This is a genomic window from Salinibacterium sp. CAN_S4 (genome assembly GCF_015752305.1).
Classification (GTDB): domain Bacteria; phylum Actinomycetota; class Actinomycetes; order Actinomycetales; family Microbacteriaceae; genus Rhodoglobus.
Map to the genome: position 1 here is coordinate 460,174 of NZ_JADOVB010000002.1, position 22,472 is coordinate 482,645.

Annotated in this window: 20 protein-coding genes; 6 read left to right on the forward strand and 14 right to left on the reverse strand. The window is 61.9% G+C overall.

The features are described 5' to 3' along the window. The gene (locus IWX81_RS08580) at positions 1–561 is read right to left on the reverse strand and encodes a hypothetical protein (RefSeq protein WP_199280891.1); all 561 of its coding nucleotides are present in this window, start codon (positions 559–561) and stop codon (positions 1–3) included. Between the two features lie 327 nt (positions 562–888). Between IWX81_RS08580 and IWX81_RS08585 the strand changes: the two genes are divergently transcribed. Further along, positions 889–1,215 (forward strand): ArsR/SmtB family transcription factor, encoded by a 327-nt coding sequence (locus tag IWX81_RS08585; RefSeq protein ID WP_199280892.1) that lies wholly within the window; start codon positions 889–891, stop codon positions 1,213–1,215. Positions 1,216–1,254: 39 nt separating this feature from the next. Here IWX81_RS08585 and IWX81_RS08590 read toward each other — a convergent pair whose 3' ends face one another. From IWX81_RS08590 to IWX81_RS08605, 4 genes are read right to left on the reverse strand one after another with little or no spacing between them, the layout of a single operon-like run. After that, positions 1,255–2,697 (reverse strand): rhamnulokinase, encoded by a 1,443-nt coding sequence (locus IWX81_RS08590; protein ID WP_199280893.1) that lies wholly within the window; start codon positions 2,695–2,697, stop codon positions 1,255–1,257. Further along, complete coding sequence (locus IWX81_RS08595; protein WP_199280894.1) at positions 2,694–4,733, reverse strand: bifunctional aldolase/short-chain dehydrogenase; 2,040 nt, start codon at positions 4,731–4,733, stop codon at positions 2,694–2,696. The genes IWX81_RS08590 and IWX81_RS08595 overlap by 4 nt, the downstream gene beginning before the upstream one ends. Further along, complete coding sequence (gene rhaI, locus IWX81_RS08600) at positions 4,721–5,887, reverse strand: L-rhamnose isomerase (protein ID WP_334593614.1); 1,167 nt, start codon at positions 5,885–5,887, stop codon at positions 4,721–4,723. The genes IWX81_RS08595 and rhaI overlap by 13 nt, the downstream gene beginning before the upstream one ends. Then, on the reverse strand, positions 5,884–6,219 hold the full coding sequence (locus tag IWX81_RS08605) for an L-rhamnose mutarotase (RefSeq protein WP_199280895.1): 336 nt from the start codon (positions 6,217–6,219) through the stop codon (positions 5,884–5,886). The genes rhaI and IWX81_RS08605 overlap by 4 nt, the downstream gene beginning before the upstream one ends. A 185-nt stretch (positions 6,220–6,404) precedes the next feature. Between IWX81_RS08605 and IWX81_RS08610 the strand changes: the two genes are divergently transcribed. The 3 genes from IWX81_RS08610 (at position 6,405) to IWX81_RS08620 (ending at position 8,756) form a co-directional block, all read left to right on the forward strand. Next, a complete protein-coding gene (locus tag IWX81_RS08610; RefSeq protein ID WP_199280896.1) occupies positions 6,405–7,415 on the forward strand; it encodes a LacI family DNA-binding transcriptional regulator in 1,011 nt (336 codons plus the stop codon). An 83-nt stretch (positions 7,416–7,498) separates the two neighbouring features. Further along, positions 7,499–8,047, forward strand: a complete 549-nt coding sequence (locus tag IWX81_RS08615; RefSeq protein WP_334593617.1) for a nucleotidyl transferase AbiEii/AbiGii toxin family protein — start codon at positions 7,499–7,501, stop codon at positions 8,045–8,047. Between the two features lie 76 nt (positions 8,048–8,123). Then, entirely contained in the window at positions 8,124–8,756 is a 633-nt protein-coding gene (locus IWX81_RS08620) for an integrase core domain-containing protein (protein ID WP_199280898.1), read from the forward strand. Here the strand turns inward: IWX81_RS08620 and IWX81_RS08625 are convergent. Continuing rightward, complete coding sequence (locus tag IWX81_RS08625; RefSeq protein ID WP_199280899.1) at positions 8,709–10,478, reverse strand: alpha-L-fucosidase; 1,770 nt, start codon at positions 10,476–10,478, stop codon at positions 8,709–8,711. The genes IWX81_RS08620 and IWX81_RS08625 overlap by 48 nt on opposite strands. Before the next feature lie 271 nt (positions 10,479–10,749). On the opposite strand from IWX81_RS08625, the gene IWX81_RS08630 reads away from it, so the two are divergent. Further along, positions 10,750–11,451 (forward strand): FadR/GntR family transcriptional regulator, encoded by a 702-nt coding sequence (locus IWX81_RS08630; RefSeq protein WP_199280900.1) that lies wholly within the window; start codon positions 10,750–10,752, stop codon positions 11,449–11,451. Here the strand turns inward: IWX81_RS08630 and IWX81_RS08635 are convergent. The 4 genes from IWX81_RS08635 to IWX81_RS08650 all read right to left on the reverse strand — a co-directional run bounded on the left by IWX81_RS08635 (position 11,448) and on the right by IWX81_RS08650 (position 15,357). After that, positions 11,448–12,290, reverse strand: coding sequence for an alpha/beta hydrolase (locus IWX81_RS08635; protein WP_199280901.1), 843 nt, complete (start codon positions 12,288–12,290; stop codon positions 11,448–11,450). The genes IWX81_RS08630 and IWX81_RS08635 overlap by 4 nt on opposite strands. Next, positions 12,287–13,123, reverse strand: a complete 837-nt coding sequence (locus tag IWX81_RS08640) for a carbohydrate ABC transporter permease (protein ID WP_334593653.1) — start codon at positions 13,121–13,123, stop codon at positions 12,287–12,289. The genes IWX81_RS08635 and IWX81_RS08640 overlap by 4 nt, the downstream gene beginning before the upstream one ends. Before the next feature lie 5 nt (positions 13,124–13,128). Beyond that, the gene (locus IWX81_RS08645) at positions 13,129–13,935 is read right to left on the reverse strand and encodes a carbohydrate ABC transporter permease (RefSeq protein WP_199280903.1); all 807 of its coding nucleotides are present in this window, start codon (positions 13,933–13,935) and stop codon (positions 13,129–13,131) included. A gap of 132 nt (positions 13,936–14,067) precedes the next feature. Next, positions 14,068–15,357 (reverse strand): ABC transporter substrate-binding protein, encoded by a 1,290-nt coding sequence (locus IWX81_RS08650; protein ID WP_199280904.1) that lies wholly within the window; start codon positions 15,355–15,357, stop codon positions 14,068–14,070. A gap of 191 nt (positions 15,358–15,548) precedes the next feature. Between IWX81_RS08650 and IWX81_RS08655 the strand changes: the two genes are divergently transcribed. Continuing rightward, positions 15,549–18,890: a glycosyl hydrolase gene (locus IWX81_RS08655; protein ID WP_199280905.1), complete on the forward strand. Its 3,342-nt coding sequence runs from the start codon at positions 15,549–15,551 to the stop codon at positions 18,888–18,890. A gap of 34 nt (positions 18,891–18,924) precedes the next feature. On the opposite strand, the gene IWX81_RS08660 is transcribed toward IWX81_RS08655, so the two are convergent. From IWX81_RS08660 to IWX81_RS08675, 4 genes are read right to left on the reverse strand one after another with little or no spacing between them, the layout of a single operon-like run. Further along, positions 18,925–19,335, reverse strand: a complete 411-nt coding sequence (locus tag IWX81_RS08660) for an RbsD/FucU domain-containing protein (RefSeq protein WP_199280906.1) — start codon at positions 19,333–19,335, stop codon at positions 18,925–18,927. Further along, positions 19,335–20,198, reverse strand: coding sequence for an amidohydrolase family protein (locus tag IWX81_RS08665; RefSeq protein ID WP_334593655.1), 864 nt, complete (start codon positions 20,196–20,198; stop codon positions 19,335–19,337). Before IWX81_RS08665 ends, IWX81_RS08660 begins: the two co-directional genes overlap by 1 nt. Next, complete coding sequence (locus IWX81_RS08670; RefSeq protein WP_199280908.1) at positions 20,198–21,145, reverse strand: aldo/keto reductase; 948 nt, start codon at positions 21,143–21,145, stop codon at positions 20,198–20,200. The genes IWX81_RS08665 and IWX81_RS08670 overlap by 1 nt, the downstream gene beginning before the upstream one ends. Next, entirely contained in the window at positions 21,132–22,424 is a 1,293-nt protein-coding gene (locus tag IWX81_RS08675) for an enolase C-terminal domain-like protein (RefSeq protein ID WP_199280909.1), read from the reverse strand. Before IWX81_RS08675 ends, IWX81_RS08670 begins: the two co-directional genes overlap by 14 nt. Between the last annotated feature and the right edge of the window lie 48 nt (positions 22,425–22,472).

The window sequence follows — 22,472 nt, forward strand, 5'->3', positions numbered from 1 at the left end:
TCACTCGACCGCCGCGTCGAAGAAGCGAACGACCTTGCAGTCACCCGCTTGCTGTGCCGAAACCGGCGTGGGTACGCTCGCCCCGCCGCACACGACCTGAACACTCACACGAACGGTTTGGTCGTAGCTGACCTCGCCACCGCCCGTGTCAGCGGAAGTTGTGTATGTCACCACCACGTTCGCTGTCGCGGTGAGCACCTTCTTCTGCGTCGTCTCGGGCAGATCGAGGTACTCGAGATCACCATCCACGCGAGCAGATACGCGACCGTCTTCGCCGGCCAAGTCATCCCAGCGTGTTTGAGGGAGGACCACGCTCTGGTCAAGTTCCGCCTTGTACCCAGCCATCTGATCCAAGGCGTCCTGCTCGTCGCCGTACAACGGGCTCGGCGTGAACCAGCTGCCCAGCCATGCCACCCACTCGGCGCGTGTGGCCAGTCGAGTATCGAATGTGCCCGCTGCCTCCAAGGCGGCTCTGGCGTAGGCGTCGGGGTCTTGTGTGATCGGTTCCGGCACCCACCCGCGCTCGAGCGCTTCACTGTCGACTGCGTCATGGTCGCTCACGGACGAGGAAGGTGAGGGAGACCCGGTTTGCCCGGACTCTGTCGGCGCAGGCCGCGAGCCACCGTTGCTCCCGAACCCCACGACGAGCAATGCGATGACGGCGGTAGTCAGCGCCAGGGCGCCGACCACGGACCAAACGATCAGACGCCTACCGTCCGAGCCTCTAACTTCCACGTTGGCCTCCTTCCTTGCTAGGAATCCGTTCGGACCCCAAACGTCGTTCTTGCGTAAGTGGATGTTAAAGACATACACTCGTCAAAGTGAATAGTCAATACATCCACTTGAGCGGGACACCTCTTCAGGCCAGGCTGCGAGAGAATGGGCAGCATGTCTAAGCGTGTGACTTCGACTCCTGGTGGATGGAGCGAGTGGCTGGAGGACCCCATCAAAGCCTTGGGCAATCTCGTCCGCGCGGGTATCCTCGGATACCTGCGCGGGAACGGACCTGCAACCCGCGCGGAGATCGCCGCGGCCCTCGAAATACCCGTGCCCACCATCGCAGCATCCTTGAAAGCCATGGTCCAGGCTGGCTTGCTCACTTCGGACCCACCCATGGAACAAGTTCGCCGCGGCCAATGGGTCAAGTACGGCGTCGACAACGAGATGGTCAGTCGCATGTATCTGCAGCTCGGTCAGGCCATCGGCGAGATCTGACGACGTCGTCTGTGCCCCAACGTGGGTGAGTTTGGGCCCTCATCGTCGTTGGTCAATCAGCGACCGGGTCCGAATGAGCGAGTACGGCAGGTATTGCCGTGGCGAGAAGGCTGTCGCGACGAGGGTACGGAGTGATTCGAGCGATCCGTCGACGAGGCCGTGCGCCCGCGCCTGCACGAGCACGTTACCGATCGCGGTCGCCTCGACGGGGCCCGCGAGCACGGGCATCCCGGCGCGGTCGGCGATGAGCTGGCAGAGCAGCTCGTTCTGCGATCCTCCGCCCACGATGTGGATCGCTGAGACCTTCTTGCCCGAGAGCTCGGATGCCGTGTGCACGGCACTCACGAACGCCACCGCAAGGCTCTCGATGATGCTGCGCACGAACTCGACCGGGCTCCGGGGGGCTTGCACGCCATGATCGCGGCACCACTCCGCTATGCGTGCAGGCATCTCACCCGGAGCCTGGAATGTGGGGTCATCCGCGTCAAAGACGGAGACCGGTGTGGTGAGCACGGATGCGGCGGCCAGCAGCCCGGGAAGCTCGACTGTCGGGTCCGCACGCTGCCAGTCGCGCACCGACTCGCTCAGGATCCACAGGCCCATGACGTTGTGCAAGAACCGCACGCGCCCGTCGACTCCACCCTCGTTGGTGAAGTTCGCAGCGCGTGATGCCTCGGTGAGCACGGGAGAGTCGAGTTCGACGCCGACGAGACCCCAGGTTCCGCACGAGATGTAGGCGAAGTCGGGGTCGGTGGCGGGGACCGCGACGACGGCGGACGCCGTGTCGTGCGATCCGACAGTGGTGACGATCATCGGGCTGTCGACGTCGACCTCCGGCCGCAGCATGCCGAGGGCGGTGCCGGGGGCGACGAGCTCGGGAAGCACCGCGCGGGGGAGGCCGAGGCGGTCGATCAGTGCGTGGTCCCAGTCGCCGGTCGCGATCGATAGCAGGCCCGTCGTAGAGGCGTTGGTCTGCTCAGCGAACTGTGCCCCCGTGAGCCAGTAGTTGATCAGGTCGGGGATAAGCAGGAAGCCGTCGGCGAGGTCGAGGGTGCCCGCCTCGCGGTCGGCGGCGAGCTGGTAGAGGGTGTTGAACGACAGAAACTGCAGGCCGTTCGCCGCGTACAGCTCCTCGGGGCCGACGAGGGCATGAGTCGCCTCGACCGCCTGGAGATTGCGCTCGTCGCGGTAGTGGTAGGGGGTGCCGAGCATCCGGCCGCCGCGTATGAGCGCGTAGTCGACTGCCCACGAGTCGACCGCAACACTCGCGACTGACGGGTCTTCGCGTACCGCCGCTCCGAGACCGGCAACGACGCTGCGGTAGAGCTCGAGGATGTTCCAGTGCAGGCCGTCGATCGTGCGCACGGGGGCGTTGGGAAACCGAGCGACCGGGCGCACGCTCAGCTCGTTGTGGCCGACGTGCCCCAGCATGACCCGGCCGCTCGTGGCGCCCAGGTCGATAGCCGCGACAGAGGCTGTCATCGCAGGAACGCCGTCGCTACGCCCGCGTCGACGGGGATGTGCAGGCCGGTCGTGTGCGACAGGTCGGGTCCCGTGAGCACGGAGACGGCATTCGCCACGTTCTCGGGCAGCACCTCGCGCTTGAGGATCGTGCGCTGGGCGTAGAACTTGCCCAGATCTTCCTCGGCGACGCCGTAGGTCTTGGCGCGGTTGGCGCCCCAGCCCGCGGCGAAGATGCCGGAGCCGCGCACGACGCCATCGGGGTTGATGCCGTTGACCTTGATGCCGTGCTCGCCGAGCTCGACCGCGAGCAGTCGCACCTGGTGGGCCTGGTCGGCCTTCGTCGCGGAGTACGCGATGTTGTTCGGGCCCGCGAACACCGAGTTCTTCGACGAGATGTAGATGACGTCGCCGCCCATCTGCTGATCGATGAGCACGGGCGCCGTGGCCTTCGAAACGAGGAACGAGCCCTTGGCCATGATGTCGTGCTGGAAGTCCCAGTCGTGCTCGGTGGTCTCGAGCAGGGGCTTGGAGAGCGAGACGCCCGCGTTGTTCACGACGATGTCCAGACCGCCGAACGCGAGGACCGCATCCTGCACCATCGTCGCGATCGCCGCGGCGTCGGTGACGTTGACCTGCAGGCCGATCGCCACGTCGGTGGTACCGATCTCTGCCGCGGCGGCCTGCGCCTTGGCGAGGTCGAGGTCGGCGATGACCACGCACGCGCCGTCGGCGGCGAGGCGCATCGCGATGGCCTTGCCGATGCCGGAGGCTGCACCGGTCACGAGGGCGATGCGGGTCGCGTGTGACTTGGGCTTGGGCATCCGGGAAAGCTTTGCCTCTTCGAGCGCCCAGTATTCGATGCGGAACTTCTCGGCGTCGCTGATGGGGGAGTATGTCGAAATGGCCTCGGCTCCGCGCATGACGTTGATGGCGTTGACGTAGAACTCGCCGGCGACGCGCGCGGTCTGCTTGTTGGCGCCATAGCTGAACATGCCCACACCCGGTACGAGCACGATGAGTGGATCGGCGCCGCGCATAGCTGGGCTGTCTGCCACCGCATGCTTGTCGTAGTACGCCGTGTAGTCCTTGCGGTACGCCTCGTGCAGCTCCTTCAGGCGCGCGATTGTGGCCTCGACAGATGCCCCAGCCGGCAGGTCGAGCAGCATGGGCTTGACCTTGGTGCGCAGGAAGTGGTCGGGGCAGCTCGTGCCGAGGGCGGCGAGCTTGGGGGCATCTGCCGAGGCGAGGAAGTCGAGAACTACCGCCGAGTCCGTGAAGTGGCCGACCATGGGGCGGTCGTGCGACGCAATTCCTCGGATCGTCGCGGCAATAGCCGCGGCCATCTCGCGACGCTCCGCCTGCGGCAGGGCAGCGTTCTTGGCGACGGTGCGGCCGAACGGAGCCTTCTTGCCCTTGGCCGCGATGTACTCCTCGGCGGTTTTGATGATCCAGAGGCTGTTCTTCTCGGCCTCCTTCGAGGTCTTGCCCCACGCGGTGATTCCGTGTCCGCCGAGGATGCAGCCGATGGCGTCAGGGTTCGCTGCCTTGATGGCGGCCATGTCGAGGCCGAGTTGGAAGCCGGGGCGGCGCCAGGGCACCCACACGACCTTGTTGCCGAATGCCTTGGCGGTGAGCTTCTCGCCGTCTTTGGCGGTCGCGAACGCGATGCCAGAGTCTGGATGCAGGTGGTCGACGTGTGCGGCATCGACGAGGCCGTGCATGGCGGTGTCGATCGACGGCGCCGCGCCGCCCTTACCGTGCAGGGCGTAGTCGAACGCGGCGACCATCTCGTCTTCACGCTCGATGCCGGGGTAGACGTTGACGAGGGCGCGCAGGCGATCCATGCGCAGAACAGCGAGACCCGATTCGGTGAGAGTGCCGAGGTCGCCCCCCGAGCCCTTCACCCAGAGCAGCTCGACGGGCTCGCCCGTCACGGGGTCGGTCTCGATGCCCTTGGCTGAGGTGTTGCCACCGGCGTAGTTGGTGACGCGCGGGTCAGAGCCCAGACGGTTGGAACGGGCTACCAGTTCGGACGCGGCGCTCATGCTCCCCATCCCGCCTGCACGCCACCGACGCGCTCGGCAGCGATCGTCGCCTGGTATCCGGATGCCGCGTACGCAGCCATCGGGTCGCCCGCGAGCCCCCGTGACTCGCGCCACGCGGCGAGGTCGGCACGGACATCCGTGTAGAAGGCGTCCATGAGAATGCCGTTGGCGCCGAGCACGTCGCCCGCGTCCTGCGCGGCCTTGAGTGCGACAGAGTCGACGAGCAGTGCGCGCGCCGTCATCTCCTGCACGTTCAGCACGGAGCGGATCTGACCGGGGATCTTGTCTTCGACGTTGTGGCACTGGTCGAGCATGAACGCGACGTCGGGGTTGTTGAGACCCCCACCGCGCACGACCTCGAAGATGATGCGGAAGAGCTGGAACGGATCGGCCGCGCCCACGATGAGGTCGTCGTCGGCGTAGAAGCGCGAGTTGAAGTCGAACGAGCCGAGCTTGCCGAGACGCAGCAACTGCATGACGATGAACTCGATGTTGGTGCCGGGCGCGTGATGGCCGGTGTCGAGGCAGACGGATGCCCGGTCACCGAGCGAGACGACCTGCGCGTAGCTCGTTCCCCAGTCAGGAACATCCGTGTGATAGAACGCCGGCTCGAAGAACTTGTACTCGAGCACGAGGCGCTGCTCGTCGCCGAGCGCTAAGTAGATCTTCTGGAGCGAGTCATTGAGGCGATCCTGGCGGCCCCGGATGTCGCCCTGGCCGGGGTAGTTCGTGCCGTCGGCGAGCCAGATCTTGAGGTCGCGCGACCCCGTCTTGTGCATGATGTCAATGCACTCGAAGTGGTGGTCGATCGCCTTCTGGCGCACCGCGGCATCGGTGTGGGTGAGAGAACCAAACTTGTAGTCGTCGTTCTGGAACGTGTTCGAGTTGACGGTGCCGAGCTTCACTCCGTGGTCGTCGGCGAATGCCGAGAGAGCGGAGTAGTCGTCGACCTTGTCCCACGGGATGTGCAGCGCGACCTTCGGTGCCAGCAGGGTGTACTTGTTGACCTGCGCAGCGTCGGCGATCTTCTCCTGCGGGGTGCGCGGGGTGCCCGGCGTGCCGAACACCTTGAAGCGGGTGCCTGAGTTACCGAAGGCCCACGAGGGTAGTTCGATTGCCTGCTCCGCGAGGTGCGGCGCGATGGACTCGAAGGTGACGGTCACGATTGTTCCTTTGCTAGCTCGAGGTTGAAGATCTCCGTGAGACGGAGGGAGTTCTGATCGGGGCGCCCCTCAAGGGCAACGAAATAGTCGGCCATGTCGGCCTCCCACGCTGCGGTGCGCGGGTCGGCGCGGAGGGCGGCCTGCGATCGGGCATCCGATTCGGTCTCGTAGTAGCCGATGAGCAGGCCGTCTTCTCGCAGGAAGAGCGAGTAGTTGTGGCGGCCCGAATCGGCGATAGCCATGAGCATCTCCGGCGAGATGGCGAGATGCCGGTCCCGGTATTCGTCGAGTCGGTCTGGCTTCACCTGGATTTGAAAGCACACTCGTTCCATAGGTCGGCCTGCCTCTCATCTTTGGAAACCCTCAGCATTGAATCGTTTTAACCACCGAGGTGAGACTAGCCACAGACCATCGCACCGTCAAGCGTCTCGCCGGGGTACAAACGGCATCCACTAGCTCCGACGGGTCCGCGCCAAGGTCGGATCTGACACTATTGAACGATTCAATCGGAGGTGCCATGGCGACAGTGAGCGTGAAAGACGTCGCTCGGCGCGCGGGCGTATCCGTCGGCACGGTCTCCAACGTGATGAACCACCCGCATAAGGTTGCGCTCGACACCGTCGAACGGGTGCAGGCCGCAATCAACGAGCTGGGGTTCATCCGCAACGACGCCGCACGCCAATTGCGCGACGGCCGCAGCAAGACGATCGGGCTCGTCGTACTCGACGTGCGCAACCCATTCTTCACCGAGATCGCGCGCGGCGCCGAGGACCGCGCCGCCGAGGCCGGCCTCGCCGTCACCCTAGGCAACAGCGACGAGAACACGCAGCGTGAGTCGACCTACCTCGACCTGTTTGAGCAGCAGCGTGTTCACGGCATCCTCATTTCTCCGTACGCCGATATCACGCCGCGCTTGCGCGCCCTTCGTGAGCACGGCATCCGCTCGGTCCTCGTCGACCGCACCAGCCCGGATGCCACGTTCAGTTCCGTATCGGTGGACGATGTCGCCGGGGGAGCGCTTGCAGTGACGCACCTCCTCGCGCTGGGCCGCAGCCGCATCGCGTTCGTCGGGGGGCCACTCGCGATCCGCCAGATGATCGATCGACTCGCCGGGGCCCGCCAGGCGATGGCCGAGCATCCCAACGCGGCGCTCGAGGTGATCGAGATCGCGGCCTCGACAGTGTTGGAGGGGCGTCGGGCGGGCGCGGCGATCGTCGACCGGCCCGCTCACTCGCGACCGGATGCGATCTTCGCGGCGAACGATCTCGTCTCCATGGGCCTGCTTCAAGCGCTTATGATGCAGGGTTTGCCGGTGCGCGTGCCCGACGACATCGCCATCGTCGGTTACGACGACATCGACTTCGCGGCGGCCGCGGTGGTGCCGCTCTCGTCGATTCGGCAACCGAGCGCTCTCATCGGCTCCACGGCGGTGAAGATTCTCTTGGAGGAGGCCGCGGATGCCAGCATCCCCCCGCGGCAAATCGAGTTTCAGCCGGAACTTGTCGTGCGCGACTCCACGGGGCGCTGACCGACCCCTGAGCATGAGCAGGACTTGACACCGAGCCGTGGGGTCCGTTGACTTTGCGTCGCGGCCCGGTCGAGGTCATCAACGTGCCCAGCAAGCTCATCAAACCGCGCCGTTTCGACCTCATCCTCGAACTGCGGGGCGTGACCTGGCGGCGCATTCAGTTCGAAATCTCGGCCGACGAGGCCGGTATTGGGCAGGAAGCCGAGGCAGTCGAGCCGCCGCCGCTGGGTGGGTTCGGGCTTCCCGATCCGGACACGCTCGTCGGGATCGCGATGCGATTCCAGATCGCGCAGAAGCTTCATGCCGTCACGGACCCCCACGACCCTCCCGCATCAGTCAACGATCGCGTTCGCGACGTCGTCGACCTGCTTCTGCTGCGTGACCTCGCTGCCGCGACTGGCAGCCCCACCCGGGCCGAAATTCGGGAAGCGGCGACAGCAGTCTTCTCCTCCCGTGCCGACGAGGCCGCAGAGTTGGGCCTGCGACAGCGAACATGGCCACCGGTCGCGGTCGCCCACTCGCATTGGTCAGCCGACTACCCGCGGGTTGCCGAGTCGGCGCAGTTCACAATCCCCCTCGACGAGGCAGTCGCTGCGCTAAACGAGTGGATCGAACAGATTGAATGCGCCTGAGGGCAGTTTGGTGGATCGGGCAGAGATGAGAAAGTGGGCGGGAGTACACTGACCCCCGCCCGCTCTCCATTTCGCAGTGGTCAGCGTGCAATTCCTGTTCATCGACCACGTCCTGTCGAAACTGCCGTTCCAGGTCGAGAAGGTCCAGACCGACAACGGGTCCGAGTTCGGGCAATCGTTCCACTGGCACCTGCTCGACAAAGGCATCAACCACGTCTACATCAAACCGGCAACACCACGGCTCAACGGCAAGGTCGAACGATCGCACAGGATCGACTCTGAGGAGTTCTACCGCCTCCTCGAGGGCCAGGTCATCGACGACGTCAACCTGTTCAACGACAAGCTCCAAGGATGGGAGGACTACTACAACTACGATCGACCCCACGGAGCACTCGCAGGCAGCACCCCCTACGAACGCCTCAACAGAAAACACAAGACCCGCTGTCATAGGCCTACGTCAGTTGCACACCTCCGCCAGTTTGTCTGGATTCCAGTTGGGCCCAAGAGCTCCAAAGGAGCGAGTTGCGTGCCGTATTCAGCGCCCGGTGAAGCATCGTATAAGCGCCGCCCAGACCTTCCCCGGGCCCGCCGTCACCGCAGCGGCACCTTCCCTCTCTCCAGCACCAGGACGAGAGGGAAGGCGGCCTCGGGAGACGCTCGCTCAGTAACGCTGCTGGAAACCATCGACCTCCACGTAGTAGTTGGATGAGGCGGCGTTCTTATCGGATCGGGCCGTGATCTTGATTGTGTGGGCGCCAGAGCTTAGGCCGGAAATGCTGAACGCTGCGGTATTTCCCGTCCATTGCGTTTGATACAAGTCCACAATTTGTGCAGCCCCACCATCAATCGAGATGTCGACTTTGCCGTGGTCCGGTGCCTTAACTGTGTACCAGGTAACGTTGGTTCCGTTGAAGGCAAATGTCGCGTTCGAGCCGGCCGTTAGGGTGTAGTGAGACGACCCGCCGTACAGGGCGGCGATCGAACTGGTTGCCCATCCGGAAGAGTACGTGACCGACGCACCGGTGTCGTCGGTTCTCGCGCCGACTTTGTACTCGATCGCATCGACCTCGACGTAGGTGTTGGTCGATGCAGCGTTCTTATCAGCTCTACTGGTTATCGAGATGGTGTGACTTCCGGCACTCAGGCCGGTTGCGGTGAATGCAGTCGCGACGTCTTCGCGGGCAGCTGAGTAGAGATCGACTGTTACGGGTGAGCCCCCGTCAATCCGAACATCCGCGCGCCCGTGGTCGGGGCCTTTGGGTGCATACCACGTGACCCCAGTACCGGTGAAGGTCTGGCTTACCGAGGACCCGGCGGCCTGCGTGTATGTCCCACTATTGAGGTGATAGCTGTTGCCCGAAATCTGGCTCCACCCGCTACCGAAGCTAAGCGAGCGATCATCGAGCACAACAGTATCGCCGGTCGCGCTCCGAGTTGATGCTCTCAGCGCCTGCAATTGGGAAAGAGTTGCAGCGGAAATCAGGCCATCCTGGTACGGAGCCGCGTTCAGTGTCAGCACACCTCCGGCATTGATAACAGACTTCGCGTAGAGCGAGATCTTGTTATTCGAGTACCGAGGGACGGGTGTGCCGGCCGTTGCGTGCACCCAGAAATCGTCGAGGTAGCTGAATGTCTGCCACTGTGTTCCACCTTCACCTGAGTACCGGGATGCTGGCAGACGCGACAGGTCGTCGCTCTCGCCAGCCTGGTAGTCTTCTACCCCTGCGCCGAGCGAAGAATTCCAAGTGCCGACCGACGAAAAGTTGAATGAGATCACTCTGTTGGGGTTTCCCGCACGCAATGCAGTGGCATATGTAGCGTGGTTGTAGATGGCGGTGTAGGCACCCATCGAGTTGTCTACCCACCACCCAGCGAGCTTGGTACCGTATCGGTTTCCGATCTCCGTGACGAGGTCGTATTGCAGTTGAGCAAAGTTGGGCTTGCTCGTGTTCCACTGACTGCTCGCCTGCCAAGTCGGATCTTCACTGGTTGCGATCGAGGGGAAGTAGAACATCAGTTTGATGCCGAGCGGGGTCAACGCGTTGTACATGTCGAGAGGCAAGTCCCTCGAACAGGTTCGGCCCGAGATGACGGAGTCGAGCTTGGCGCTAGGGAAGGGCAAGTGCATCTGTGCGTGCGAGATCGTGAAGAGGAGATACCCAGCTCCGGCCGCCTGGAGTTGGGACGCCAGCAGATTGACATCGAAATTGTTCACCGCTGTGCAGAACGCGGCCGGTGAACCCCCGGCGGCGGGTACCGACTGCGTGGTCCAATGGAGGGCGACGCCGTAACCCGCGTTCGCCATCCAATCGGTTGACACGACCGGTAGGGCCTGTGAGGGTGACGCTGGTGCCGCGATGACGCCGACGGCGATCGCTGCACCCACCGCAATCGCCAGAACGCTCGATTTCCGCCTTTGTGACATGGACATTGGACCTCCCGTGCTTTGCAGGGCTGACTACCCTGTCAGTTGCGTCCTCGTGTTCATCGGGCCAAACATAGGACCTATGAGTCCACGATAGGGCTGCACCAAGAGAAGAGCTAGGTTCCAGGGCTTCCAGATCATTAAACAACCGATGTATCACTTCTGAACGGGAGTGCCCTGCGGAGATCGACGCACCTGGAGGTTCGTCCACGCGAGGTTACAAGCGGGCATTGACACTACCTGCCGGCTCCGGCCTGCATCTGGCTAGACTTCGCCCATGGCTGTTACCGATGAAGCAATCATCAAGATCAAGGAGATGATCCTCAGTGGTGAGCTTCGTCCGGGGGATCGTCTGCCGCCAGAAAAGGACCTCAGCGAACGACTCGGCCTATCGCGCAGTTCCATGCGAGAAGCGGTCAAAGCGCTTGAAGTTATTAGAGTGCTTGATGTACGTCAGGGCGACGGCACGTACGTCACGAGCCTCGAACCGAGGCTCTTGCTCGAGGCCATGTCATTTGTCGTGGATCTACACGGGAATAGCTCGATCTTGGAACTCTTCGAGGTTCGCCGGATCCTTGAGCCGGCCGCAACTGCCATGGCCGCTGCGCACGTCACACCCGAAATCGCCGCGAGACTCTCGTTGCTGATCGGCTCGGTCGACAAGACAACGACCGTCGAAGGTCTCGTCGCGCATGACTTGGAGTTTCACGGCGCTATCGTCGAACTGGCAGGGAACGACTATTTGAAGTCGCTGATCGAATCATTGTCGGGCCATACTGTGCGGGCACGAATCTGGCGTGGCTTGACCCAGGAGAACGCGGTATCCCGCACTCTCGACGAGCATCGAGCCATCGTCGCAGCGCTCGCCGCAGGGGATGCACGGTTGGCAGAGTCATTGACGGTGGTCCACGTTTCTGGGGTGGAGCAATGGCTACGAGGCTGGTTGGATTCCGCCGGTACGGACTCGCGCAACACCTAGCTTCGATCACCCAGCACTAGATCCCGAAGCCAGCGATGACGAGCAGCAATTGCTAGTTTCGACGCAGACAGCTCCGGTTCCCTGAGGTCGAAACCGTGATACCCCCGGGACCAAACGTGCAATTCTGTGTCGACTCCCGCCTCGGTGAGCCGCCGCGTGTAGGCCACATCTTCCGAAAGGAAGATGTCCCATGTTCCGACGTCAATGAACGTTCTTGGCAATCCAACAAGACTCCCCGCTTGCGCGGGTACCGCGATCGCAGCTGATGTCCGCCCCAGGTACGCCGCCCACGCCATGCGATTGTCTTCGTAGGTCCACGTGATTGTGTCCACACGCGGGCTGGCCCCCTCTTTCGGTTCTCGCGTGGCGTTATCGAGCATCGGACACGACAACAATTGCCCGAGCAACTGCGGTTCCCTTCCGTCGCGCACCTTCAGCGCCAGACTCGCGGCGAGGCCCCCACCGGCACTAACTCCGAACAGGACGATCCGGTCAATGTCGATCGATAGACGCTCATAGTTCGAACGCATCCATCGGAGCGCAGCGTGGCAGTCTTCCAGTGCTGCCGGGTATGTATGTTCAGGAGCAAGACGGTACTCGACGGTGACCGCCATAAACCCTTCGTCGGCGACCAAGTCGATGATCTCCTCGACCCAGGAAAATCGATCTCCGTGTGAGAAACCACCCCCGTGAATGTAAAGAATTCCTGTCCGGGACGCGGGCTCACCTACGCGGCGTCGAAATACCGAGAGCGTAACGCCCTCGGGTGTCCATTCGTTGGATACAACAACATCTTTGCTGGCCGAATACCTCCAGACGTCTTCTTCAGAAGAACTCATCCTTTGGTAGCGCCACTGGCGAGTCCCGCCACAAAACGGTCCTGTAGTGCGAAAAAGAAGGCGAGTATCGGTAGGGCCGCCAGGAGTGTAAGTGCGAACATCGTTCCGAAGTCGGTGTTGTACTGGCCGATTGCGAGGTAGATGCCGGTGGTCACGGTTGCGCCATCACCTGGGCCGAGGATGACCAGGGGGTTGAGAAAGTCATTCCAGATCCAAACACCCACAAAGATCATCACGCTCGCTGTCGTCGGTCTCAGCAGAGGAACAACGATCTGCACGAAAGTGCGGAGGGGGCGCGCACCATCAAGAGCTGCTGCCTCCTCCAACTCGAAGGGGACGGTCTTCACGAATCGCGCATAGACGAAAGCCGCGAAGGGAACGTAGAACGCGATGTTGAAAAGAATGAGGCCGACGTAGCTCCCTTGCAGCCCGATGGTTCGGAGGATGATGGAAAGCGGGAGAAGCAAAACTTGAAACGGAAGCATGAGCCCTAGAAGGAGAATCGCCTGGAGCAGTCGTGCACCAGCTCCGGTCGCTCGTCCTAAGTAGTAGCCCACCGTGGATCCAAGCACGACGGTGCCCGCCATCGATGGCAACACGATGATGAGACTGTTTCCCAGATTTCGCCAGAAGTGCGAACGCGGACCTGTTGCTACAGCGATGAGGTTGTCGAGCGTAAACGGCGCTGGCAGCGCGGTTGGGGCGAGCAGTATTTGGTCGTTCGTCTTGAACACATTTACCAATGCAATGTAGAGCGGAATCGCAAATATCGCCGAGACGACAAGGGCGATAACTACCCGCGCAATCCCCGGCCGGCGTCGACGAGTGAGCACGTTGGTCAATTCGACACCTCCCGGCGCTGTAACAGACCCACGATCACGACCGTGATGAACGCGACGACGGCGAGCATGATGATTGCCATCGCAGAAGCGAGTCCAACTCGGTTGAGGCTGAACCCAACACGGATGACTTCGGTGGCCACCGTTGAGGTGGCGCCACCCGGTCCCGTTCCCGTCATCACAACAGGGATGTCGTATGTCTTGAACCCGTTGATCAGGAGGAGAGTTGCGTTAATCGTGAGGCTGGGGGCAAGAAGGGGCCAAGTCACGTTTGCAAAAGACCCGACCGGTCCGCATCCGTCGATCCGAGCGGAATCGAGAAGCTCACGCGGAACTGTCTGCAGCCCCGCCAGATAAACGACGATACAAAGCCCCAACGCCTGCCACGCCGTCACGACAACTACGGAGGCTTGCGCGGTGAAGCTCGTCCCAAGCCAGCTTTGCGCAAGGTCTCCTAGTCCCAGAGCGCGAAGAGTTGAGTTCAGGACGCCATTGTCGGTAAGAATCCGCGACCAAATGAAGGCAACGATGACACCACTTAGGGCTACCGGCACGAAGAAGGCCATGCGCACGGCGAAGAAGACGCGCCCAACTTTATCAAGGAGAACTGCGACCATGAGGCCAACAGCATTGACGAGAACGAGGTTGACCACAGTAAGTACGGACGTAAATCCAAAGGTTCCCAGGAACGAAGGATCGGAAAGCAGTCGCAGATAGTTGTCAAACCCGACGAATGAGGCGTCAGGTCTCAGGAGGCTGCGGTCGGTGAAAGAGTAAAAGAAGCTGAGCACGAGCGGCACGAGCACGAGCCCGCCGTAGAACACAAATCCGGGTATGGCGAACGGGAACCGCCAAGTGGCAAGGGGACGCGGCTTCCGCCGCCCGCGGGCCGAAGCCCGTGAGACGGCGGAAGCGCTGGTGCTGAGAGTCACTGGTTTCTAGCCTTGGTCCAAATCGTCGAAGGTCTTATCCATCTGCGCAAGGAAATCTTTGACCGTAGTCGAGCCGGAGAGCAACTGCTGCGCGCCCTTGTCGAATTCAGCCGTGAACCCAGACGGAAGGGCATTCTGACCCTGTGTCCAGCCAAAGGGTTCGACGTACGCGGCCCCGTCGGTCTGGTACGCGTCGAAGGTCTTGCTGATGAGCGGAGGAATGTCGGTCGGTGCCTCAAAGCCCTTGGCAACAGGTATGACGCTGTCAGCCTTGAGCTGGGCCAAGTTGGCACCCTGTCCGGTGGCCATGGCGACAGCGAACGCCTTCGCCTGAGCAGGGAACTTGGTGGTTGCCGAAACTGCTAGGGCCTGGCCGTAGTTCAGCCCGAGGGTGTAGTCGCCGGAGGAACTGGGCAAGGCGAACACGCCCACATTGAAGTCCACCTGACTGGCGCCTGCCCACGAACCCATGGGGTACATGACCCCTTCGCCGTTGGCGAATTTGGACTGCAGCTGGCTGTAGTCGACTGAGAGTGCGTCGCTGTTGAAGTAGCCTGACGTGGACAGATCGAGCCATTTTTTCACGGCCGCCTCGAAGTCTGGGTCCGTGAAGGAGACGTCGCCGGCTCGTCGAGCGGCCGTCCATTGCGGATCCGCCGCGATGACATCGCTTGTGATGATTCCGTCAAGGAAGATCGTCGACGCCCACGAGTCCGCGCCGCCTCCGATCAGGAAGGGAGTCTTGCCTGCGGCAGCAATCGTTGCAGCGGCGTCCTTGAGTTCGCTAAAAGTGGTCGGCTCTTCGATGCCGAGTGCGTCGAACTCGTCCTTGTTGTAGTAGATCAAAGGAATGACCTGAGCACCGACGGTGAGTGAGTAGTGTTCGCCATCGATCGTGCCGGAACCCTCGGGGGCATCGATGCCGGCGAGGTCCTCGGACGAGTAAGGGAGCAGTGCGCCGGCAGACACGAAGTCCTGCAGGGGAACATCCCAGATCACATCGGGCAGTGTCCCCGTCGCTAGAAGCTGCTTTGCGTAATCCTGGCGATCGAGACCCGGGGTGTATTCAAGATTGACCGTGAGGTTGGGGTAGGTCTTCTGGATCTCAGCGACCTGGTCCTCCCAAAACTGTTCGGTCAAGTTCGGGCTCTGAAAGGTGAGGAATGTAATCTCGGCGGGGGCTTGTGGGTCGTCGGCGCTTGAGCCTTCCTCGGGTGCCGACGCGGAGCATCCGGCCAACGTCAGCGAAGCGACCGCAGCGAAAGCGATCAGCCCCCTTGTTACTTGCTTGTGCATGACACTCCTTCGAGTCATTGTGGCCACCCCACGCGTTGACTCACGCATGGGTGAGGACTTGCTGGTGTACATGTAAACATCGGAGGTGTGGTTTGTCAATCCATAGATCGATAGCCTGATCGTTGTGTAATTGGATCGCTGAGTTCCTTATACTTCAGATGTTTTCATCTTTCCGGGACGGACCACAAGACATGGACAACTATTTCCCGAGGGCACAGACGCTTTCCGAGCTGCGGCAGGAATTCAGTTCCGTCACACCTGCTGGGCGCCCAACCCCATTGTTCTGGTGGAGCGGTGCCGATCTGAGTCGGCCGAGACTTGAGTGGCAGCTGGACCTCCTGCAAGCGGAAGGGGTCGGAGGCACAATTGTGGGGTATAGCCATCTCCCGAACGGCCAGCTTGACCACGGAACGCCTACCCCGCTGTCGGGCGAATGGTGGGAGTTGTTTCGATGGTTTGTCGACGCTAGCGCTGATAGGGGAATGATAGTTGGGCTTCAGGATTACGGAATCATCGGGCCGATGATCGTGCGCGCGGCCGCACACACCACCGGATTCCACGCAGGCACCCTCAGCCATCACATCATCGAAAGCGCCGACTCCACCGAATCGGTCGTGCCGGAGTGCTCCGCGATCGTCTCCGTTGTCGCCCTCCCAGATGGTAGGACGAGCATCGTTACTAGGGCGCCCGGAATGATCGGTCTCGCGCGGACGGACTTCGATCCGCTCCATCCCAACGCTGGTGCATCCGTCATCGAGCAGTTCTATGAGCAGATCGAACGGGAGCTGCCGGGAAGGCTCGGCAAGTCGTTCCGAGTAGTCTTTCAGGACGAACTCGACCTCGGTCTCACCATGCCGATGTGGAACGATGACGTCGCAGCTCGCCTGAACAACCTGGGTTTCGAGCTCGACCGGATCCACTCTTTGTGGATTGATGGTCCGGGCGCCCTCGAGTTCCGAGCCGCATATCGTGACCTCGTCGTGCAGCTCCTCGAGGATCACTACTTCCGGCCGATATTCGATTGGCATGAAGCGCGCGGGTTACTACTTGTTATGGATCAGCTCAGCCGGGGGGATCTGCGCTTAGGCCACCAGCACTATGGCGACTTCATGGGCGTCATGAAGTGGTACCACGGGCCTGGGAATGACGATCCTGACCTTCGCGCGTCCCGAAATATCGCTGCGGCGGTAGTTAGCGCATCCATTGCCCACTTGCACGATCGGCCGCTCGTGGTGAACGAGGCATTTCACAGCTCCGGTTGGGAGGTCACTCCCGAGGACATCTTGAAAGGAGCGAACATTGGATTCGCTGCCGGATCAAACCACGTAATTATGCACGGCCTCAACTACACGACTGAGTCAGGGTGGTGGGAATGGGCGTCGCCAGACTTCCACTTTCGTCAGCCGTGGTGGAACGGGTCGCGCACCCTCTGGCGTTACTTGGCGCGGATGGGAAACGTCCTCCGTGCGGGAGTTGACGTCCGGCACGTTGCCGTCGTTGATCCGACAGAGGAACTGGACCTTGCGGGCGAATCCGTGGATTCCCCTGAACTTGCAAGGAACATGCTCGAGCAACTCACGATTCACGGTGTCGGATGCGACCTGTTACCGCAATCCCTCTTACGCTCCGCAAGTGTCGAACACGGGGAACTTGTCGTCCGAGGTCGGCGTTACGGTGCCTTAGTTCTGCCAGGAATCCGTACTCTTCGACCGCAAACCGTTGCCCTGTTAGATGACGCGAAACAATCAGGGGTCGTGGTCGTACCGTCCGGCACGTCCCCTGAGAGTGCGGTGGCACAGCTTCGCCAGCACGGTAGTGCAGTCGGCCGACAGGACGAGTCCGGTCTTGCTTCTGTGCACCGCCGACTTGACGACGCCGAGGTATTTGTGCTGATCAATGTGACAAACCGGGAAATTCGCACAACCACTGCCCTCGCTGGATCCGGTTCAGCAGAAGAGTGGGACGCCCTCTCGGGAGACTTTCGTGCGATCGACGCGCGTCGAGAGGGCGACCGGGCCGAGGTCGCTATCGCGTTGGGCCCGGGCGAAGCCACGGTGATTGTATTCGCGGCAGGCTGCGGTCCCGCGACGGTGCTGCCCGTGACGTCGACACGACCGCTGACGGGCGAGTGGCGTTTTGAGGTGCAACCAGTCCTAGACAACCGATTCTTGGACTTTTCGGACGATTCGCGGCCAATGGGGGTGGACTCCTGGCGGGTGGACTCCCGGACCGAGGACGGAGAGTGGGTGGAAGGTCTGGTCGACCACGGGCCGCGCTTCAGTGTGCTCGGACCACTTCCCGCGGTCTATGCCGCCGAAGTGGACAGCCGCATCGCAACGGGCACACTGAATCCCCAGGGCTCCCTGATCATAAGAGGGAACACCTACGCTTGGCGCGACTATTCGATGTCTATGTCGACTGGGATTGCCCGCGACCCATACCTCCTTGACCGGATGGCCGGACCGCATGGGCTCAAGGGTGTACCGGACGAGTTTCTGGACCCTCGGGTGCTCGACGACTGCCCACCAGCGGGGTCCGTCTACTACTTCAGCGCGCGGGTGAGGTCGCAGCAGGAATACGAAGTGGTGCGCGCGTCAAGTCGGGCCGCCTTCGAGGTTTGGGTGAACGAGAATTCTGTGGTGGCTCAGCGTGAGCGTGCGGCAGAGTGGTTTCCCCCGTGGGGCCTGCGAGACATGTCCACGAAAACCTATTCGGAAGTCGCCAGAACAGCTGGGACGTGGGCCGTAGTCACTATCCGGTTGACAGTGTCGCCCGACCAACCAACGCGAGCGGCCGTGGTCGTTGGGGGGCGCAGCTCCGGACCTCGCGTCGCATCAAGACTCGCATGGTGGTGCGGCCCAGATCCGGCGCTGCCATTCGAGATGCTTGCCGACCCTCGACCGGTCGAGCTCAGGATGCTAGTCCCGCGCGGGGGCATCGGATTAGAGCTTGATACGAGCGGCACTGTCGTTTCCGCTTCCCGTCGAGGCAGGACCCTCGCGGTCGATCACGATCCGGGGGAGTCCACGCGGTGGCGCATCGACCTTGGGCCAGTGGTGCCCCTCGGCGAGGATATTCGCGATGATTCCGTTGTTGTTCGGGTTGAGCCCGGGTATCCGCTCACGAGCGCCTCAGGAGTGCTGCTCGGTCCAGCGCGATGGAGAGTAGAGAGCTTTCTTGATGTCCCCCGTCTCTGGGATGAATGGGGCCTGTCCGAGTTCTCCGGATCGGTGTCGTGCGGCTTGGAGTTCCAGGTAGACCAAATCCCGAAGCGAGCCCTGCTGGGATTGCCTGATCTCGCGGGAACAGCAGGAGTGGAGCTCAATGGTTTCCCCCTTCGCAGCCTCATGGGATCGTTCGACCGCGTGGATGTCGCCGAGCTACTCCGATCCGGTACGAATCGCCTTCGGCTGGTCGTATCCAACACACTGGGTAGTCGCCTCGCGCATCTTCCCAGCCCGTACTCGGGGCCGGTGCGATATCCCGGGGGTTTCACCCACGCGACGCTCACTTGTGACTCCGAGTGGCCCTGAGGCGACGTGAGGTCGCCCTCAATGTTCCTCGTGGTTAGCGCACACCAAAAGTCAGGAGGATATTGGCGTAAGCGCGCCCATCCCCGGTCGCAATCACAAGTGCCACGTTTGGGTCGCTCGCCGCATCGTAGAACTCAAGCCTGGGGTGAGACTCGAACGGAATGGCTGGGAGCAGCGCTCGATAGCCGATGGTTGCCTCGACCTCCCTGTGGTCCGGTGGAACCATGATCTCGGCGGCCTCGATCGGCATAGTGAGTACGAGCGCAGCCAGGACTTGGTTCGTCGTCAATAGGTCCGGCCCCAGATTCAAGAAGACACGATCGGCCGAGGCGTGAGCTCCGGTGACGACAGGATAGTTGCCGTCGGCGATGAGAACTTTGGAACCATGGCCGCATCTCCCCAGCGACCTCAGGAGCTCTGGATGCGTGATGTGGCTGAGCAACATCAGTCGGTCCTTCCCCCGGTGGCGCCGGTCGACAAGTTGTATGTGCGTTGTGCGGTTTCGTAGAAGATGCTGTGTTGCTCCTCGGGCGATAGTTCGCCGACGAGGTCAGCGACAGCGGCAAATTCCTGATCGTAACCACCGGCGGCCTCGGTCATGGGCCAGTCGCCCCCATACGCGATGCGCCCCGGTCCGAAGAGGTCGAGGGCGACCCGCCAAGCTCGTCGGACCGATCCGCTTCCTCCCGATCGCGCGGCAGCGGACAATCCGGACAGCTTTACGATCGTAGTTGGTTGCTCGGCAGCAAGTTCTAACGACCGTTTCCAAGCGGCAAAACCTTCGCTATCGGCAGGCGGCTTCCCTAGGTGATCGATGACGATCTTTAGATGAGGAACGGTTCTCGAAAGACCGGGCAAAGATGGCAAAAGGTGCGGCCATGCGTCCGGGAGATCAAATGCGAGGCCGGCGTCAGCGACCATCTTGAGTGTCTCAAGTGATCGGGGTTCGGCGAGCACACCGGGGGAGGCGTTGGTGTGAAGGAGTTGCCTCACTCCACAGAACTTTGGATGCTCCGTCCAGGCGTCCAAACAATGTGCAGCGATCGCCGGACTGTTTAGAGGGAGCCATCCGACGACTCCTAAGACCCAATTGTGCCCGGTCGCTACCCGCAGCATGCTTCGGGTGTCCGTTGCGGAATCCTCCGCCTGCACAAGGATCGCACCGGTGAATCCGTTCGCCGACAATACTCTCTCAGCCTCTTCAGGCCCGAAGTCGCGGTCGAGAGTTCCGGTGAGCCACGCGTAGTCGCTCTCACTGCGATTCCAGAGGTGTAGGTGCGCGTCTATGCGCGGAGAGCCAGCCCCCATCACGGGATCAGGCCGGATTCTGCCAAGTCGCTCCACAGTCCTTCCGGAATCTCTTCCGCCATTCGGCTGGAGTTCTCAGTCACCTGCTGCGGAGTGCTTCCTCCGACGACAACGGATCGGATCGAGCGGACGCGGAGCGGGTACTGCAGAGCGGCGGTGGGCAAGTCCACACTGTGCGCTCTGCATATTTGGGCGATCTCGAGAGCCTTTTCCACAAGATGAGGGGGGGTTGATCCGTACTCGTACCGCTTTCCAGGTTCGTTCGTCGCGAGGACACCGGAATTGAATACACCAGCGGCCACAATATCGATGCCAACTTGTTGCGCGCGGGCGACGACTCCATCGAGTGCGGGCTGCTCGAGAAGCGTGATGCGTCCGGCAACCATCATGATGTCCAGGTCAGCACGAACTGTCGCACGCTCAAGCGCCACGACGGACATGGAGCCTACTCCGACTGCGGTGACAAGCCCTTCGTCACGAAGGTAAGCTAGCGCCGGATAGGCGTCCGTTTCCGCGATCGCCAAGTCGTACTTCTCGGGATCATGAAGGTACAGCACGTCGACTCGATCAAGTCCGATTCGCTCGAGCGATTCATCTAGGCTGCGGCGAATGCCTTCCCGGCTGAAGTCCCACACCCGTTCATGATCCGCCGGAACCACGAAGTCGTTCTCGAGGTCCAAGCTCGCCGCCGCACCGCCGGTAGGGCGAAGCAGTCTCCCTACTTTGGTGGACACCGAGAACTCGGCGCGCGGTTTCGTGGCGAGGAAAGCACCAAGACGTCTCTCGGACAGGCCTAGGCCATAGTGGGGCGCAGTGTCGAAGTAGCGGATGCCGGTATCCCAGGCCGCGTTGAGTATCGACCAACACTGATCCTCATCGATCTCGCGGTAGAGATTTCCGAGATTCGCAGCCCCGTAGCCAAGGCGAGACAGTTTAGGCCGAGACACGGTTGCCGACCGCGTTCAAGGCTGCAGATTCCGCGTGCATTTCAGTGCCAGCTCCAGGTGCGCTCGGGGGCCAGTAGCGGCCGGCACGAACATCCACCGGAGTTACGAAGTGCTCGTGTAAGTGGTCAACATATTCGATCATTCGTCCATCGCGCTCTCCAGACACCGCGATGAAGTCGAACATCGATAGGTGCTGCACGGCTTCGCACAAGCCGACCCCTCCGGCATGCGGGCAAACCGGGACGCCGAATTTCCTAGCGAGGAGCAGTATCGCAATATTTTCGTTAACCCCACCAACTCGAGTCGCATCGATCTGAAGAACCTGGAGTGCGTCGGCTTGGAGGAATTGCTTGAACATCACTCGCCCCGCCCCGTGCTCCCCGGTGGCCACTGGAACTGGGTGGATCGCGCGAGAAATTGCCGCGTGAGCAAGCACGTCGTCCGGGTTGGTCGGTTCTTCCACCCAAGCGATATCAAAGGGTGCCAGATCGCGAATCCAGTCGATGGCCTCGTCACGATCCCAGCGTTGGTTGGCATCTACCGCGATTCGCACCTTGGGGCCTACTGCCGCACGGGCAATGCCCAATCGGCGCACATCGTCTTCGCGGTGCCCTCCAACTTTCAGCTTGATCTGAGTAAAGCCTTCGGCAACCGCCCGCCGGCACAGCGTCTCCAACTTCTCGTCAGAGTACCCGAGCCAACCAGGAGTGGTCGTGTACGCCGGATAGCCCTCGGCAAGGAGAAGTTCCTGGCGCGCTGAGCGCCCAGGTGCCGCCATGCGGAGCATCGCCAATGCTTCGTCGCGGGTAAGTGCGTCGGAGAGGTAGCGGAAGTCGACGAGATCGACAATCTCCTCGGGGGTCAGCTCTGAGAGCAGTCGCCATAGGGGCAAGCCTGCTCGCTTAGCCCGAAGGTCCCACAGTGCGTTCACCACAGCGCCAATAGCCATGTGCATCACGCCCTTCTCCGGACCGAGCCAACGCAGCTGAGAGTCGTAGACGAGTTCCCGCCAGAACGCGCCCAAGTTGCCCAGAACCTCATCCACATCGCGTCCGATGAGGAAGCTCTCCAGAGCGGCAATGGCGCACACCTCGACATCGTTCCCCCTCCCGATGGTGAAGACAAATGCATGGCCTTCTAGCCCGTCGCCGGAGTCGGTGCCAATGCGCAGGTAAGCGGCGGAGTAGTCCGGGTCGGGATTCATCGCGTCCGAACCATCGAGCAGGTCTGAGGTGGGGAAGCGGACGTCACTCGTCTCGAAGACAACGACTCTGGACACGAGGGTTCCTTCCTGTATGGTTGAGCTGAGCCTAAAGATCGGATGTCT